Here is a 16,773-nt window from a genome sequence, read left to right on the forward strand (position 1 = left end):
TCTCTCTTTTATTAATTAAATACTTTGTTGTTTTTGTTGGCGTTCTTCACGTAAATTGGCTATTTTTTTAGCTCGCTCTATCGCGTTTAGTGAAGAGATAAGTGCCTGACCTGATGCTTCAATAACATCAGTACCGATGCCATAACCGTGAAAATTTCTGCCTTGCCATTTAACAACGATATTTGCTTGGCCAAGACCATCTTCTCCGGCACCTTTGTTAGATATTTTGTAGTCTGCAACCTCAACCGGATAATCGACGCATTGCTTAATTGCTTGATATAAAGCGTCTACTGGACCGTTTCCAGTAGCAGATTGCGTGGCTGTGTCGTCGCCAACTTTTAACATCACACCCGCTGTCGCAAATTGGCCACTACCTGACTGAACGTTAATTTGCTCGATCTGGAAGTGGTCTGCACTGTCTTGTTGTTGAATGTTAAACAATAACGCTTCTAAATCATCGTCGAACACTTGGCCTTTTTTGTCTGCTAATTTCAAGAAATCTTGGTAAAGCGTATCCAAATCAAAATCACTTTCTTGATAACCTAAACTTTCCATGCGATGTTTTATAACGTGTCGACCAGAACGTGATGTCAGGTTTAATTTGGTTTTGCTAATACCGACACTCTCAGGTGTCATAATTTCGTAAGTATTGCTTGCCTTCAACATTCCATCTTGGTGGATGCCAGAAGAGTGGCTAAAGGCGTTGCTGCCAACAATGGCTTTGTTCGGCTGAACTGGCATATTGCACAAATGGCTTACTAATTTAGAAGTCTTGGCTATTTCTTGATGATGGATATTCGTATTTACGCTCAGTAAGTCTTGGCGTGTTTTGATGATCATCGCTATTTCTTCTAACGAACAGTTGCCGGCACGCTCACCAATGCCATTAATGGTACATTCAACTTGTCGTGCTCCGGCACTAACGGCTGCCATTGAATTGGCGACAGCTAATCCTAAGTCGTTATGACAGTGGACTGAAATAATTGCCTGATCGATGTTTGGCACGCGATTAAATAATTGAGTGATGATGCCACCAAATTCATGCGGTAACGTATAGCCTACCGTGTCAGGGATATTAATAGTCGATGCGCCAGCTTTAATTGCTTGCTCTACCATGCGACACAAATTGTCAATGGGCGTTCTGCCAGCATCTTCACATGAAAACTCGACATCATCGGTGAATCGTCTAGCGTATTTCACTGCGTGGATTGCCATAGCTTCCACGTCTTGAAAATCCTTTCGCAACTTCTGTTGGACATGAACATCAGATGTCGAGATAAACGTATGGATGCGAAATTGGTCGGCAACACTTAATGCATCAGCACAGGCTTTAATATCCGCTTCAACGGCACGAGAAAGGCCACAGACGATTGAATTTTTAACCGTTTTTGCAATTTGCTGTACTGAATTGAAATCACCGGGTGATGAAACAGGAAAACCAGCTTCAATGATATCTACGCCAAGTCGTTCTATCGCTTGTGCGATCTGTAGTTTTTCATTAACTGATAAGCTTGCAGTAAGCGCTTGCTCACCGTCTCTAAGCGTTGTATCAAATATTATAACCTTGTTGTCCATCATTAAGTTCCAAGTTGGCGAATTAATGCAGGCATAAAAAAACCCGCGATAATTGGCGCGGGTTTTAGGTAATTTGATTTTTAACTAAGCATCAATAGACCATCCGCGCGGTGTAATCGCGAGGAGGAGTGAAATAATAGTGTGCTTAGTTATTGCGTTCATTTGAATAAATATTCTAAAAAAAGGTTTTGTTGCAATATTAATAACCTAGTCTTGATGTAAGTGTCAATAAAAAATTCAAATCTGCTTATATCTTTCATTTATTTGTCATAACAAGTGAAGAATACTCATCCATATTATTTATTTAACGTTAGTTAATACATCGTGAATATCTAGTTAGCATGTCGTAGTGGTGCAAAACAAACGCAATGCCTCACATGAATGAGGGGATTTTTAGTTATTATTCTTACAGAAAATTTTGCCCTAAAGCCAAGGTATTATATGATACGAAGCCTTGAAAAATAATTCCCGGTTCACAATGAGACTTTTTTCTATTTTACTGTTTTCTGCTGTTTTGTTACCTAGTGCTGTTTTGGCTAAAGGTGTATCTCCATATTTACCTCTTAAATCAGCACCTGAATTCGAACATTTGATCGAAAAACTACTCGCTAAAGCGCCAAATGCTGATTTAATGACAAAACCCTATAAAGCCGTTGATATTGATCGTTTAAATGACGAGATTAAAGATTCTGATCCGCTATTGCATAAGAAAATTAAACGCTATTTAAGCCGCTACAAGCAAACGGGTGCCTTAACCCGAGCAAAAGTCAAACTCGCGTATAGTAACCAAGAGCACAATATACCAAACGGACGAGGACAGAATATCAGCGATACGATTGCCGTGGAAGCTGATGGCTTTTGGTTAGCACACGATAATTTACTTTTTAGTGGTGCATTTATTGCGACAGATGAAGATTTTATTCCAATTAATACGCTGATGAGTTTTGGTAATGAATATGCGCAAGTCGACATTGGCTACAAAGACAAGTGGTACTCACCCGCCTACGATAGTGCGATGTTGATAAGTACGCATGCAAAAACATATCCCTCAATATCAATTAGTAACTATGAGCCTTTGACTCGATTTCGATTTCGCTATGACTTCTTTTTAATGTATATGGACGAGCAGGATGCTATTAGATTGGGAGATACTACTGAACCAGGACGACCATATTTAGCTGGTACACACTTTAGTCTTGCGCCATGGGAAAATATTACGATTGGCTTTAATCGCCTTTTTCAGTTCGGTGGTGGTCCCCGGGAAGTCACATTTTCTGATTTCTTAAAAGCGTTTTTTGATCCTGTAGGCAAAGACAATAGGGGGTCAAGTGATGACTTTGAAGATCCTAACTTTGAATTTGGTGATCAATTAGCGTCGCTTACTATTAAATATAATTTTAACCTTTTTGATCAATATGGCAGTTTTTATGGTGAATATGCAGGTGAAGATACTGCAGGCCATAAAAATTACAAGCTAGGTAACACATCCTTTACCTTCGGGTTGTTTTTACCTGAAATTACTCACAATAGCAGTTTACGCTTAGAGCACAGTGTTTGGCAAAACGCTTGGTACGAAAACGCCTTATATAGTGATGGTAACCGTAACGATGGCCACGTGATTGGTCATTGGGGCGGTGATGAGCGTATTGAAGGGTCGGATGCAGGTTCTAAAAGCTATCACGTCAATTGGATCTACAATATAAACGAAACTGACGTTTTCGATACCAAACTTCGATTTTTGGACAATAAAGATCGAGATTATGATGGCTACAAGCTTGGCTACGAGATTGATATTCGTTATTCAACTTTTTACGATAATGCTTTTTGGGGACTTGAGCTGATAGCAGGTCGTGATGTCTTTGATGAAGATTATTATCGCATTGCCGTTTCTTACTCATACTAAGTTGAGACATAGCCCTATTTACTCATAGAGAGATATATGAAAACAGTAATTACCTTTGGCACATTTGACGTGTTTCATGTCGGTCACGTCAATATTTTGCAGCGTGCAGCAGCATTAGGTGACCGATTAGTCGTTGGCGTATCTTCAGATGCACTTAACTTTTCTAAAAAAGGCAGAAACCCGATCTATTGTGAAGCAGATAGACTGAAAATTATTAGTGTATTGTCCTTTGTGGACGACGTTTTTATTGAGGAGTCTCTTGAGAAGAAACTGGAATATATTCAACACCATAAGGCTGATGTTCTGGTCATGGGAGATGACTGGGAAGGTAAATTTGATGAGCTAAAAGCGCATTGTGAAGTGGTTTATTTACCAAGAACTCCGTCCATATCGACAACAGAAATCATTGAAGTCGTTCGTCAAAAATAAAGGTTCTTTATGGCTAAAAAATACTTGTTCTACATTTCTCAAAATTACAGCTTTGGTATCTTGCGTCCAATTCAAGAAAAACTTGTAGCCCGTGGTGATAGTGCAGCTTGGTTTATTGAAGGTAATGAAGTTGACGTTTCTCGTTTCAATGATGATGAGCAGGTATTAAAAACCGTTGAACAAGCCGTTGAATACAATGCCTATGCTGTTTTTGTCCCTGGCAATGTGGTACCTGACTTTATTCCCGGCATAAAAGTACAGGTATTTCATGGGTTGGAATATAAAAAGAAAGGTCACTTTGCTATACGTGGTTTTTTTGATGTCTATTGCACGCATGGTCCAATTACCACCAACAAGTTCAAAGAATTAAATAAGAAGCATCGATATTTTTATGTTAAAGAAACTGGATGGCCAAAATTAGATCCATATTTTGCACTCAAGTCTAGTTCCGAAAAACGTACCAATTCAGAGCAGATGCAAGTGCTTTATGCACCAACATTTAGTCCAAGTTTGACATCGGCTCCCGCTCTTTTAACGCAGTTTAAAGCGCTATCAGCAGATGGCAACTATAAAATCATCGTTAAGTTTCACCCTAAGATGGATAAAGACTGGATAGCACAGTATCACGCGATCGCTAATGAAAATTTAATTATCTCAGATGATGACAATATTCTCCCACTTATCCTATCGACGGACGTATTGGTCTCCGATACTTCGAGTGTTGTTGATGAAGCTTTGTTGATGGGCAAACGCGTTATCACCTTTAAGAATAGCCAGCCTCAAAATGCAATAATTGACATCTGCGACCCCGCCGAATTGTCACCCGCTTTAAATCAAATATTAGACGATGAACAACTGGGTAAAAATATAGAACAATACATAACCCAAGTGCATCCATATCAAGATGGCGATAGTGCAAGTCGTGTACTAGATGCTGTTGACGATGTTGCCAACCTAGGCTTGAAGCCAAAACCTCTAAACTTGATGAGAAAGTTTAAATTGAGAAAAAAGCTCAAATACTTTAAACGTTAGTTTGAGGTTAGCTTTTCAAAAAATAGCTCATATTGGTCGACAGTTGATTGATGAGAAAAGGTTGTCTTGATAGCCTCCTGCGCATTATTTGAAAGCGTTTTTAGTAGCGCTTCATCCGTTGCCAGCTTAGTAATACATTGAGCTAAAGCATTACTATCGCCGATTGGGAAAACGAGACCATTCTCATCGTGTTTGATAATCTCTAGAGCACCTTCATTACTTGAGGTAACAACAGGTGTTCCAACAGCAAGGGATTCTAGAACGATTCTGGGTAGCCCTTCTCGTTTTGACGGCAAAATTGTAAAGTCACACGCTTTAGCTATCGCGGGCACATCGCTTCTAAATCCAGTTCTGATGACCATATGTTCGATACCATGATTTTTAATGTAATCATCAAATATTTGGGTATCTAATTTATCGCCGACTAAAATCAATTTTAACTGTGCAAGGTGCTTAAGTTTGGCTAGGGCATCTAAGACAACAAAAGTCCCTTTGTGCGGTCGCTCGCTACCAATGCACAGGATATTTAAGTTATTGGCGTTGGTGTTAATGCTTGATAGTTCAGTCGCTTCTTGCTGATACCATTGCAAATCATGGCCTTTGTAGATAGTCTCCACCGCTTTTTTATCGATGACCTGTTGTTTTACATGCTTTTCCACGGCTTTAGAGACACATATTACGCCATCTACTCGTGGATTTAAGATGGACAAGTAATTGGTTAGATCTGTTCGGTAAAGACCCCCAGTCGTCCCACGATATGCGATAAGTTTTGCATTGGTTCCTAAGCTACCAAAAACGGCATTGGGAATTGTTCGCGACTTGGTGGCATAAACCAGATCGATATTTTGTTGCTTAATGATTTGGCGGATTTTGGCAATTCCAGACCAGTTTAATTTACGCTTACTGGAGAGAGGGATGACTGTTACACCTTCATTACGATAGGTTTCGACATATGCGCCATCTGCGTCGGTCATAATCGTAATGTTATGACCGCGTCTAGCCAAACTCGTAAATATAGATGCTTCAGGTCTTACCGTATTAAACGAACGCCCAGGGTCTGGGAGAATGAGTAAATTCATTTCTCAAAATTAACCCCAGCTACTGGTTTTACGTTTTTTCGCTGTAAGGTGCGGTAAGATAATACCTAACAGTAAACCAATGCCTAATACCATTGCGCCATAGAAAAAGTATTGTTTCTTAAGTTCTAAGTCTTGATTATCAACTTGTAGTTTTAGCTCATCGAATTGGGTTGTTAGTGATTTAAGCTCGCCTTGCAATGATTTGTTTTGCTGCTCAAGGTCTGAAATGGTTGTTTGTTGGCTATTAATATCTTGGTTAAGGCGCTGTTCAGTTTCATTATAACTTGCAAGCTCACTGTTTAGTTGAGCGATAACCGTTCTTAAACTAGGGTTCTCACTAACAAATTTCGACTCAATCCAGCCTGCACGTTGCTTGCTATCGATAATCTGCGTGTAACCATTTGCTTCTTCGCCTGTTAGGCTAATTTCGTCGCCAGCGTTTATGCTTCCTAAAATACGGTAATTAGTACCTGCACCCGCAAGCATGTAAATAAAAAGTTCGTCAGAGATGAATGCTTTTTCTGGTTCACTTTCATTGGCTGATTCTTGAGCGAAAGTTAATGAAGAAAAAAGTGTCAGGGCAATAGCAAAATAAGTAACGGCTTTCATGGTTTAACCAAACAGGAAAATAACTTGTCAAAATATTAGGGCTTTGGTCGACCATTGGCAAGAGAAGATTGTTATTTCAAGGCTTTTTGCTATCTTGGTATTATTGCTAAGCGTTGCTTCTTTTAGTATGTTAGAGCAATACACCACGTTTTATTACATTCATTGAACAGGGCATCATGGCCGACGAAATAGAGTTGAAGTTTTTAGTAGAAGATACTGACGTTGTTAGTAAAATTGAAACTTATCTAAAAGCAGAAAACTTATCTTACACCCACAATCAAAAAACATTAATTAACAGCTATTTTGATACGCCTGACATGGCATTTAGAAAGCTAGACTTTGGTTTAAGAACACGGACCTACAAAACAGCGACTGAAACCTCGAGTGAACAAACGATAAAAACGTCAGGTCAGGTTGTTGGTGGTTTGCATAAACGCCCTGAATATAACGTAAACATTAACTCGAATCAGCCAGAGTTATCTTTATTTCCTGATGACATCTGGCCATCTCATACAAATCCGAACCATTTGCAAGAAACACTGATTTGTTTGTTTTCAACAGACTTTGAGCGCCATACCTGGGTATTAACCTTGGATAATGGTAGCGAAGTGGAATTAGTTTACGATTATGGTGAAGTTAAATCGGGTGGCCGCGCGACTCATATAAACGAGGTCGAAATAGAATTATCTCATGGCAGTACTGATGCACTTTTTGATTTGGCCAATCAATTGGTTGAAATCGTTTCTGTGCGTCCAGGTATAGAAAGTAAAGCTGCTCGTGGGTATGCACTTTACAATAAAGCTATGCCAGATCATCCAACAGGGTTGCCAATGATACAACTCAATCGACACGATGGATTATCTAGCATTTTTTACCAAGGCATGTCACAGGCACTAACACATTTACAAAAAGCCGTTGCTGGTTATATTGCTCAACCTGATCTTGAGACACTAGGGCCATTCGTCGATAGTTTGATTTTAATTAGACATGGCTTCTGGTTATTTGAAGATGTCATCGAAGATGAAGCTCAAAGTGAAGAGTTGCGTAAAGACTTATCTCATTTTATTAAGCTTTTCTCCTGGGTTGATAATGCTCAGTTTTTCACGGTCCTGATGAATAAGTCTGGTGCTTACAGGAAGAAATTGGATTACTCTGAGCAGCTGGTAGAGAAGTTAAAAATAGAAAATCGACGTTTTCCTGACGAAGAGCAAGTTAAACAGCTCATTGTTAGTGAGCGCTTCAATAAGCTTCAACTCAACTTATTACACATGATTGTCACTCAATCAATCGCGATAAAATCAAGCCAAGTTGATAACCGTATTCTCGCGAGTGAAAAGCTTGAAGAGTCATTACATCAAGCGCAACTTCAGGCTGATGGTCAGAGTTATATGGATGTTGCTAAAACGCTATTAGGGCAACGTAAATTATTAATTAGAAGCCTATTAACAGGGAATTGGCTAGGTTCTCAGTTTGACGAGACTATACGTAAAAACTACCGGAACGCATGGCTAGATGTATTGGAGGGCATGAATGAGCTCCAAACTCTTTGGTTATTGGATGTGCAATTAGATTCCTTAACACCTCGAAATGAAAAGCTTTGTGCTTGGTTTGATATGAAAATAGAGCACCTTGTTGAGATTATTTCGCAATCCCATCAGCATGCGCTGTCTATTATTCCATATTGGCGAGAATAGAGGCATTACAATGCGTGCTCTTGGTGTTTTTGTATTTGCGTTAATCATTCAATTCTCACTCGCTGCAAAACCTTATTTATTGCCTAAACTTGAGTCACGTATTATCGGGCAAGACATGCAGTATACAGTGAAAGAAGGTGATTACTTTCAAGCGATTGCTGAAAAGTTCAATGTGGGTTTATTAGCACTCATTGACGCTAACCCTGAATTAGATCCTTTTTTACCCAAAGTTGGCAGTAAGATGCTAATACCGAACAAAATGTTGTTACCGTTCGTCCCCCATGAAGGGATCGTGATTAATCTACCCGAACTACGCCTTTATTACTTTTCTCCTGATAGCTCCGTGGTACACGTGTTTCCTGTTGGCATTGGTAAACAAGGTTTGGCAACGCCCAAAACAAAGAGTTATATCGGTGAAAAACGAAAAGATCCGGTTTGGCGGCCAACCAAAGAAATGCAAGCTCGTTACTTCGAAGAGCATGGTAAACCGCTTGCTAAAGAGGTGCCTGCGGGACCAGATAATCCGTTTGGCAAATATGCATTGCGTCTCGGAACGAGTGAGTATTTAATTCATGGCTCAAATCAGCGAATTGGTATTGGTATGCGCTCAAGCTCAGGCTGTATTCGTTTATACGATGATGATATTGAGTGGCTGTATAATAACGTTCCTAACAACACGGTTGTGAGAATTATTGATCAACCGATCAAGATGTCCTACGAAGAGACGGGAAAGCACATTGAGATCCATCGCCCGTTGAGTGATGGGGAAGCACTGTCTGATCAGAGATACAAACGAGTATTGGCGAAGTTTGTGCAAACGGAGAGCGAGGCCAACGCTATTGCTCCTTTGCTCGAAAAACCAAACGGTATTGTTGTGTCACTAAATTAAGACTGGGTTTTAATCGATTTTAAACCAAATAGATAACGTGGCAGTTTAAAAGGCTTAACTAATAACCAACAGGTAATAATGCACACAGTTAATGCACTGAAAAGTAGGCTCAATGATTTTACTGGTATCGATGCTTGCCATTGAATAATGTAATACCCCAACACGACGATGATTGTTTGATGAAGAATATAAAATGGGTAAATTAATTCATTAGCGCTTCGTAACCATTTAGGAGAATGATTTAAATAGTACGTTGCGTAACCAAGCATCGCTAACAGCCCTGTCCACGAAACAAGTGTGCACACCGCCCAGTACATCTGCCAACGTATTTCTAATGAAACATATTCACTAATATCTGGTTTATTAAACCAGGCGATAAACAGTATTGTCGACAGTAAAAACCAAACTAAATTAGTTCGACGATACTTGCCCAGCGCTTGCCACGCCGTTTTATGGCTAATCAACAACATTCCTGCGATAAAAAACAGTAAGAAGAACAGAGAAACAGACACATTACTTAATGAGGTCTCTTGCGATGGCATCAGCAGTTTAAGGCAAAAACGAGTCATGAGAAAAATGATGACAAGCGAAAAAAGTCCGTGCTTGTTGTCTGCTAATTTTGCAAGCCTCTCCGATACTGTTTGGCCACGTTTAGACGAAATAAAATAATGAATTGGAACGGCCAGCAACATAAATACTATAAGAAACTCGATAAACCATAAATGGTTGGCTGAAAATGAGAAGAGATTTTGCTGATAAGCATCGGTAAGGCTGGTATATCTGGTTATATTCTCATAATACTCTTGCGGTGGGATAATCAGTATCATGCCGACTAATAAAGGAATAAATAAACGATGAAACTTGTTCGTTAAGAATGCCTTAACTGACATTTTGTTTAGTAGTAACGTACAGCCAACCCCCGCAATAAAAAATAGTGATTGCAAGCGAAGTTGCTCAAAGTACACCATGGTATTATCAAGCACCTTGCTCGACTCTTCGTTCATGATGTGCCATCCATCACCATTAAATGGCATGAATACATGGTGCAAGAATACCGCGAAAATTAATATCACTCTCAGCCAATCTATTGCCGCAATCCTGTCCATGTGTATTTTTTCCCTTAGCTCCTGATATAAAAAAGCCGATGAAAACACCGGCTTTTTTGGAATGATTTAATGGTTATTTTTTATATGTTGAAACCATGTTGTCAACTTTCTTATTAGCGTCACTTGCAGCCATTTGGGCATCTTTTGCCATCATTTTAGCTTCATCGAGCGCACTCGCGTTTGCTTCTACTTTCCTTTCAAGTGCACTGACTTGGTTTGAAAGATTATTAACCTGATTTGATAACTGGTCTACTTTGCTCTCTAAACCACTTGTACTTGAACAACCAAACGCTAATAGAGCTAAACCTGTCACGGTAAGATTTCTCTTTAACATAATGTTTCCCTTAGTTATTGTTTCTTCTATAAGATAACTTTATTGTTATGCCTACTTTAACAATAGTTTATATTTTGTCCAATACAATTCAGGAGAAGTATCAACTAAGCATTATCAATAACATGCTTTATCAGTTCTTCCATCAGTTTCTTCTTGATTTCTAGCTGCTCACTTGGGTCGATATCATACTTTTCGCCGAGTACTAGGTAATCATCACCACTCAAACTAACGGTGAGGCGAGGGCGCTTAGGACGACGGTTAATTGGTAATCCAAGTATTTGCCTAATTTGGTCTGATGGACTTAAACCGTGTGTTAGGGCCTCTTGGCGAATTGCAAGCTGGATTTTTTCATCCATATCAAAGGCAACTTGTGTTGCTTTTGCTGCCTTTATAGATGACTGCCATTTTTCAGGTACTTTACGGTTTGTCATGGTTAACTTCCGGGGAACATGTCCTTAATATCACTTGCTGGTCTAAACAGGGTCAGAAATACGTCAGTATCGCCATCTTGCCATACTTCAATATCTATCCCTTTACTTTCGTCGTCATTATACAACGAATACTGTTCAAATTGCTCACCAGAATCCTTGCCTTGATATGAAGAAATTGCCTGACTTCGATGATCTTTACGGTGGAAGTAGCCAACTTGAGCATAAGCTTGTCGATGATAGTGGTCATCCAGCCATTGACCAAGTTCTGGATCTTTATTCATCGTGTTGAGTTCACAAGGATCTTCATCAAAAATTAAAGCAAATTGGTCTAAATCAAAAATGGCTTCGACATCATCACGTTCAATCTCATAGGAAAATTTCAGGCAACTCTTATCGTCGGCGTCGAGTGTCATATAGATTTTCTCGCCGCTTGTACCCATAAGCACCCACTCGGTGTCGGTGCGATGCTCAAACTCATAACTATTAATTTCTACAACTTCTAATTGTTGCTTGCGTAGTTGTTCTGGTAACGCAAAACTATCACTTAACACAATGATATCTTTTATTTTTAGCTGATTAGCTTGGGTTAGCTGACGGGCAGGCTTTTCGTTACTGAATAACTTTTTTAAAAAACTCATAGGGTACCTACTAAAACGCCGGCATAAAGCCGGCGATACAAGGTTTTAGAATTACTTCTGTTTCGCTTTTAAACGCTCTAGAACAGAATTAGCGCTGTTGTCTTGTGCGCCAATACCAGCTGCTTTTAACTTAGCTTCTAGTGAATTATCAGACGTTTCCGACTCAAGCGTTTCCGCTGCCTTTAACTGGTCATCAAATTTTTGTTGTTTAGCTTTGATTCGCTCTAATGAATCTTTTGCATTTAGCAACTTAGAGTTTGATGATGAGAAGTTGTCGGTAATTGCCGATGTTGCTTTTTGCACACTTTCAGTGGTTTTAACCATTGAAAGCTGGCGCTTGTATTCGGTAATTTGACGTTCTGATTTTTTCACTAACTCTTTTAAACGCGCCGCGTTTCCTTCAAAGCTTTCTAGCGATTGCTGGTTTGTCGCAAGCTCGCTCTCAAGGCTAGCAATTTTCTCAGCAACTTCTAAAGCTAATGTTTCGTTACCTTGCTCAAGCGCTTGTGTAGCATAGCCTTCGTGCTCAGCAATCTCACGTTTAACGCGGTCAACTTCACGAGATGCTGACATTTGTTGTGCCATTACACCTGTTAAGTCACGTTTTGCTTTTGTTAAGTGATTTTCTGCATCACGAATTTCTTGTTCGAAAATACGTGTTGAATTTGCATCTACAATAGCTTCGCCAACTTCTGTTGCTCCACCACGTACTGCGGTCATAATTTTCTTGAAAATGCTCATAATATACTCCTGATGGAAACTTAAACGAGGTATTCACTCATATCATCGATAACTTCGATTGCGTTGTTACTAAGCACCGCAAGCTCGTGCTCAATATCGTGGAATGATGAATTCATCGACAACGCGCCAAAAATAACGTACTTGTCACCAATTTTAGAAAATGAAGACAACGGCATAGGTATATTCATTTCTAACATACTGGTATGCATCTCAGCTTGACTGTCTGGTTTTACTTCATCTTCACCCCATAAATAGGTGATACATAAAATTTGATCGTCGGTTACCGATACAAAAATCGGCAGTTCTTCACGACCAATAACAGAGATTTGTAATACATCTACTTCCCCAGCAATTGGCTGACAATCAAAAACTAATCCTGTATCTGAATTATCAGCTAGGGTGTTTAGATGATCTGCTATCTTATGAATATTCATGTTTATCCTCATGTAATAAGAAGCTCATTGGTTAACACCAAATTCCTAAAGACATAATATGTCTTGATGTCAAATGTAGCATTTAGACATATTATGTCAAGTGATGTTTTCAATTTTATTGTAAATGAGCGTTATTTAATCCTTGTTGACTCTGCCACGCTTGCTGATGAAGCTGGTATATTGTGTGGCTACCTAAATAATTTATCGATATTTTGTCTTTATCTTGGTAGAAATTTTCCGGAAATTCAAAAGCGGAAAGCACTAAATCCATTGTTAGCCACTGATGCTCAATGGGTAACTCGGTTAAATTAGCTAGGCGCTCATAAGGGCTTGCCCCTGTTTTAGCCGCAATTGTCCAACCCCATTCACCGAAACTTGGTACGTTGTCATGGTATTGCTGAACATGACTAAAACCCGCTGCTTCGACGGTGTTACCGATCGCGATAAATGCATTTTTAGCGTGGTATGGGCTCGTTGATTGAATAGCAAGTAAGCCATCTCCAGAAAGCAATTGATTAACACGCGCATAGAAGTTAACGCTATAGAGCTTGTTTAAATCAGGATGGCTTGGGTCTGGTAAATCGATGATTACCGCATCAAAATAACGTTGTGCTTGTAACAATTCATCAATAGCTAAAAAGGCATCAGCAGCAATAACCTCAACACGGGGATCAGAAAAACTTTGTTGGGTTAACGTTTCAAGCTGAGCGGCCAATTTTGTCGGCAAATGTGTTTTAGGCTCCCGAAATAATGACATTAGCTTAGCATCGAGATCAATCAAGGTAACCTTTTTGGGATTCCAACGTAATACATCTCTAAGCGCTAAACCATCACCACCACCAATAATGAGAATGTTGTCTTGCCTTGCAGAGCCAGCAAGAACCGGCTCAACAAGGTAACCATGATAAATAAACTCATCGGAAGAAGAGAATTGTAAACGACCATTTAGGTAGAAATTAATGACGGTGTCTTGATTGTGACCGAGTTTTCGTTCGGTAAATGTTATTTGCTGATAACGTGTTTTGTCCGAATAGACCACATTATCGAGATAAAGTAGATTGCTCATTTGGTTGAGCCAATTATTTCCATGTTGAAACACGATAACAACTAATACTGAAAAAATGATATGGCCGATAAGTAGCAAGGTTCTTCGTTTTATCATTGACCAATAGCGAGATAAAAATAATAGACCTGCGAATAAGTTGATACTGGCTGTTATTGCGGCGGCCTCATTGATATCAATAGTGAGTAAAAATGTGACCCAGATTGCAGCACCTACACCGGCTCCTATATAGTCGGCACCATACATAGTTCCTAGGTTGTTTTCGAGATGTTTTTGATGAACTATTTCACGTACACGAGCAATTAATGGGATTTCCATACCTATAAAGAAGCCCAATAAAAAGCCAAAGAAATATGGTGATTTCATTGCTAACCAATTAACACTTTTTATCCATCCCCCTTTTGGCATTGCATCGGGAGGAAGGGCAAAGGTGTCAGCAATTATCATTGGTAATAGTTGGCTTAGCGCAATCAATGCGCCAATGATAAGAATGGATGTAGTGCCTAAAAAAGCGATGATGAGTTCAAGATAAAGGAAGCCATTAAAAGCACATTTCACAAACCGTGCAGCAAACGCACCAACGCCCATGGCAACAATCATTAATCCAATCATGGTGTATATGGTGCTTTCCATGACACCTAGCACACGACCAGCGTAATGAGATAACAGGTATTCGTAAATAAGACCACAGCCTGCAAGCAGTGCCATGGTCAGTATTAATAATGTGTCATCCCAAAAAAACTTCTTTGTATTGGGCATAATTTATTTGGTTTTGTCGCCTATGCCATCAGTGCTGTTAGGATGAGTGCGATTGAAATGCTGATAGCCATTTCTACACAAGCAACACCAATATTATGTTGTTGGTCGACTTCTTCAATTAAATTAATACCTGCAAGCACGAGCTTTTTAGCAATTGTCGTTAAAATGGCAACGGTGATTGTCATAATAATGCCAAATACCATCCAGCCTAATAAATTCGGTAAAATAGCTTGGTCATTGTAGGCAAAGAAGTAACTTGCTGCCGTAACAGCTAAAGCTGTACTAATCACCTGACCGGCGTAACGAATTGCAATGGCCACCTGGCCATTTGCTAATGCTTCTTGCATACAATCCGCTTGATTATGCTTGGCATAGTGACGTTCTTTGATTCTAGTCACTATCACCAACACAGCTTGAGATACAATAAAGCCCGACAAGATTGCAATAAATGTATAAATGGTTAAACCGTGCACCCATAAAAGTACCGCGCGAATAACAATAGCGGTCGCGATTGCACCGGCTGCATCAACAATACCCACACTGATGTTTCGATCGAGAATCAGCTGAGTTTTGTCTAAGTGCTGAAGCGCAAACTTATCGTGAATAAGGCGGCCAACTTTAATCAGCACAATACCAAAGATACCGTAACTTAACATACCTATGGCTTCCCATAGGTAACTGTCTGCAGCTTCACCTGTAATGGCACCCGTTAACACTAATCCGAGTGCCAAAAAGCTACCCGCAACGCTGATCCCGAATGCAAAGTTATCCTGTTTTGAAAGTTCATCTGTCGTATTCACGTTGGCAGATAATCCAGAAATAAAACGCATTGCACCGAGTAATAAAATGGCTATTGATACATCGATTGCGAGGTATATCAAAAGCTCTTGGTTTACTGCACTAAATTCAATAAAGCTATTCATTGTTCTTCCTATTTGCCACGTCGAGTACCACGAGAGGTATTTGTTCTGCTGTTCCTAAAGCTAGCATTTTTCTTAGATTTACTAGCATATGCGCTTTTGTTTGTTGTTTTTTGAAAGCGATTCGCACTCGTTTGTGCCACTTTACTTTTTTGCGAGATGCTTGATGCGCCTGTTCTATTTTTGGCATAGGCACTTGTATATTTTTGGCCCTTGCTTTCAAACGACTTCCGAGTTCGATTATCGAGTCTTACTTGCTTTCGTAAATGGCTCGGTGAACTGTATCGAGTTCTTCCAAAGTCACTGTAATAACTGTAATTTCGCTTGCGCCCCCAGTCATTGTAATAAACTCGTCGAGAGCCAAATAGATTATCCATTAGGGCATACATGCCGTACCATTCCCAAAATGAAAGTCCATTGCTCCCTGTTTGCCATTGGCCATAACTAGGATTGCCGATTAGCTGCTCTCCGATACCAAAGTCTTCAGCCCCATTTGCCACCATACTCTGAGCTTTAGATAAAGCATTTACTCGAGGCAATACGCCGTCTGACATGTCAGCGAGCACATTTAGAGGGTCGCTTAATGCGTCAGAGAATAAGACAGGATCTGCTGCTTGATAAATGTTGAGCAACTCTTGGTAGCGCTCTTCATTAGTACTGAATAGCTGAGGCATTGATTGGGCTTGTTCCAGCCGATCTTGTAACGCTTTATACAGAGGACCATTAGTCGTTGCGTCACGTGCGATGACGTTCACAATATCAACTAAGTCGGGTTTCGCTACTATTATTTTTTGTGCATATTGATTAATTAACTCGGCATTGGTTACTTGCCCAGAGGATAATGCTTGTCCCAGGGCTTCAACACGTTGCTGAGTTATTGGTGTTTGTTGCTCTATTTGTTCAACGACAGGGTCGGAACAAGCAGTTAGCAATAACACTAATAGAAAAGTCATGACCTTAAAAGGTTGCATTTTTGTCTAGGCTCCTTCAAAAATGCCAAAGTAATCCATCATTTTTAGCATCTGTGACATAATATGTCTAACTTTTATTGTTAAAGTTGATATATTTTAACGTCAGAGATCCTCATCAATGATAAGCTAAGTTTTGAGTGTATTGAACTTTTAAGTTTGTTTTTAC

Annotated in this window: 17 protein-coding genes; 5 read left to right on the forward strand and 12 right to left on the reverse strand. The window is 39.7% G+C overall.

The annotated features are described in order from the left end of the window. Positions 1-15 precede the first annotated feature (15 nt). Positions 16-1,575 (reverse strand): 2-isopropylmalate synthase, encoded by a 1,560-nt coding sequence (gene leuA, locus QQK05_RS03315; RefSeq protein ID WP_284296436.1) that lies wholly within the window; start codon positions 1,573-1,575, stop codon positions 16-18. Between the two features lie 478 nt (positions 1,576-2,053). On the opposite strand from leuA, the gene QQK05_RS03320 reads away from it, so the two are divergent. From QQK05_RS03320 to QQK05_RS03330, 3 genes are read left to right on the forward strand one after another with little or no spacing between them, the layout of a single operon-like run. Next, complete coding sequence (locus QQK05_RS03320; RefSeq protein WP_284295992.1) at positions 2,054-3,478, forward strand: capsule assembly Wzi family protein; 1,425 nt, start codon at positions 2,054-2,056, stop codon at positions 3,476-3,478. A gap of 36 nt (positions 3,479-3,514) precedes the next feature. After that, positions 3,515-3,907, forward strand: a complete 393-nt coding sequence (locus tag QQK05_RS03325) for an adenylyltransferase/cytidyltransferase family protein (RefSeq protein WP_284295994.1) — start codon at positions 3,515-3,517, stop codon at positions 3,905-3,907. A gap of 9 nt (positions 3,908-3,916) precedes the next feature. Next, positions 3,917-4,939 carry a CDP-glycerol glycerophosphotransferase family protein gene (locus QQK05_RS03330; protein ID WP_284295996.1) on the forward strand — a complete coding sequence of 341 codons (1,023 nt, stop codon included), beginning with the start codon at positions 3,917-3,919 and terminating at the stop codon, positions 4,937-4,939. Here the strand turns inward: QQK05_RS03330 and QQK05_RS03335 are convergent. Together QQK05_RS03335 and QQK05_RS03340 are read right to left on the reverse strand one after the other, a co-directional pair. Next, positions 4,936-6,018 (reverse strand): glycosyltransferase family 4 protein, encoded by a 1,083-nt coding sequence (locus QQK05_RS03335; RefSeq protein ID WP_284295999.1) that lies wholly within the window; start codon positions 6,016-6,018, stop codon positions 4,936-4,938. The genes QQK05_RS03330 and QQK05_RS03335 overlap by 4 nt on opposite strands. 9 nt (positions 6,019-6,027) lie before the next feature. Further along, positions 6,028-6,627 (reverse strand): TIGR04211 family SH3 domain-containing protein, encoded by a 600-nt coding sequence (locus tag QQK05_RS03340; protein WP_284296001.1) that lies wholly within the window; start codon positions 6,625-6,627, stop codon positions 6,028-6,030. 176 nt (positions 6,628-6,803) lie between these two features. Here QQK05_RS03340 and QQK05_RS03345 point away from each other — a divergent pair, with 176 nt between their 5' ends. Continuing rightward, complete coding sequence (locus tag QQK05_RS03345; RefSeq protein ID WP_284296003.1) at positions 6,804-8,321, forward strand: CYTH domain-containing protein; 1,518 nt, start codon at positions 6,804-6,806, stop codon at positions 8,319-8,321. A gap of 10 nt (positions 8,322-8,331) precedes the next feature. After that, positions 8,332-9,210: a L,D-transpeptidase family protein gene (locus tag QQK05_RS03350; protein WP_284296004.1), complete on the forward strand. Its 879-nt coding sequence runs from the start codon at positions 8,332-8,334 to the stop codon at positions 9,208-9,210. Here QQK05_RS03350 and QQK05_RS03355 read toward each other — a convergent pair. The 9 genes from QQK05_RS03355 to QQK05_RS03395 form a co-directional block, all read right to left on the reverse strand. Continuing rightward, positions 9,207-10,316: an acyltransferase family protein gene (locus QQK05_RS03355; protein WP_284296005.1), complete on the reverse strand. Its 1,110-nt coding sequence runs from the start codon at positions 10,314-10,316 to the stop codon at positions 9,207-9,209. The two genes, QQK05_RS03350 and QQK05_RS03355, sit on opposite strands and share 4 nt — an antisense overlap. A gap of 73 nt (positions 10,317-10,389) precedes the next feature. Further along, complete coding sequence (locus tag QQK05_RS03360; protein WP_284296006.1) at positions 10,390-10,650, reverse strand: Lpp/OprI family alanine-zipper lipoprotein; 261 nt, start codon at positions 10,648-10,650, stop codon at positions 10,390-10,392. Between the two features lie 104 nt (positions 10,651-10,754). Then, entirely contained in the window at positions 10,755-11,081 is a 327-nt protein-coding gene (locus tag QQK05_RS03365) for a hypothetical protein (protein WP_284296008.1), read from the reverse strand. A 2-nt stretch (positions 11,082-11,083) separates the two neighbouring features. Then, positions 11,084-11,719, reverse strand: a complete 636-nt coding sequence (locus QQK05_RS03370; protein ID WP_284296010.1) for a hypothetical protein — start codon at positions 11,717-11,719, stop codon at positions 11,084-11,086. Positions 11,720-11,770: 51 nt separating this feature from the next. Continuing rightward, positions 11,771-12,460, reverse strand: coding sequence for a PspA/IM30 family protein (locus QQK05_RS03375; RefSeq protein WP_284296012.1), 690 nt, complete (start codon positions 12,458-12,460; stop codon positions 11,771-11,773). Positions 12,461-12,480: 20 nt separating this feature from the next. After that, entirely contained in the window at positions 12,481-12,894 is a 414-nt protein-coding gene (locus tag QQK05_RS03380; RefSeq protein WP_284296014.1) for a YjfI family protein, read from the reverse strand. A 115-nt stretch (positions 12,895-13,009) separates the two neighbouring features. Next, complete coding sequence (locus tag QQK05_RS03385) at positions 13,010-14,716, reverse strand: polyamine aminopropyltransferase (protein ID WP_284296015.1); 1,707 nt, start codon at positions 14,714-14,716, stop codon at positions 13,010-13,012. Positions 14,717-14,736: 20 nt separating this feature from the next. Further along, the gene (locus tag QQK05_RS03390) at positions 14,737-15,639 is read right to left on the reverse strand and encodes a DUF350 domain-containing protein (protein ID WP_284296016.1); all 903 of its coding nucleotides are present in this window, start codon (positions 15,637-15,639) and stop codon (positions 14,737-14,739) included. An 8-nt stretch (positions 15,640-15,647) separates the two neighbouring features. Beyond that, positions 15,648-16,607, reverse strand: a complete 960-nt coding sequence (locus QQK05_RS03395; protein WP_284296017.1) for a hypothetical protein — start codon at positions 16,605-16,607, stop codon at positions 15,648-15,650. Between the last annotated feature and the right edge of the window lie 166 nt (positions 16,608-16,773).

Origin of the sequence: Thalassotalea loyana (assembly GCF_030161435.1) — a bacterium.
Lineage (GTDB): Bacteria > Pseudomonadota > Gammaproteobacteria > Enterobacterales > Alteromonadaceae > Thalassotalea_G > Thalassotalea_G loyana.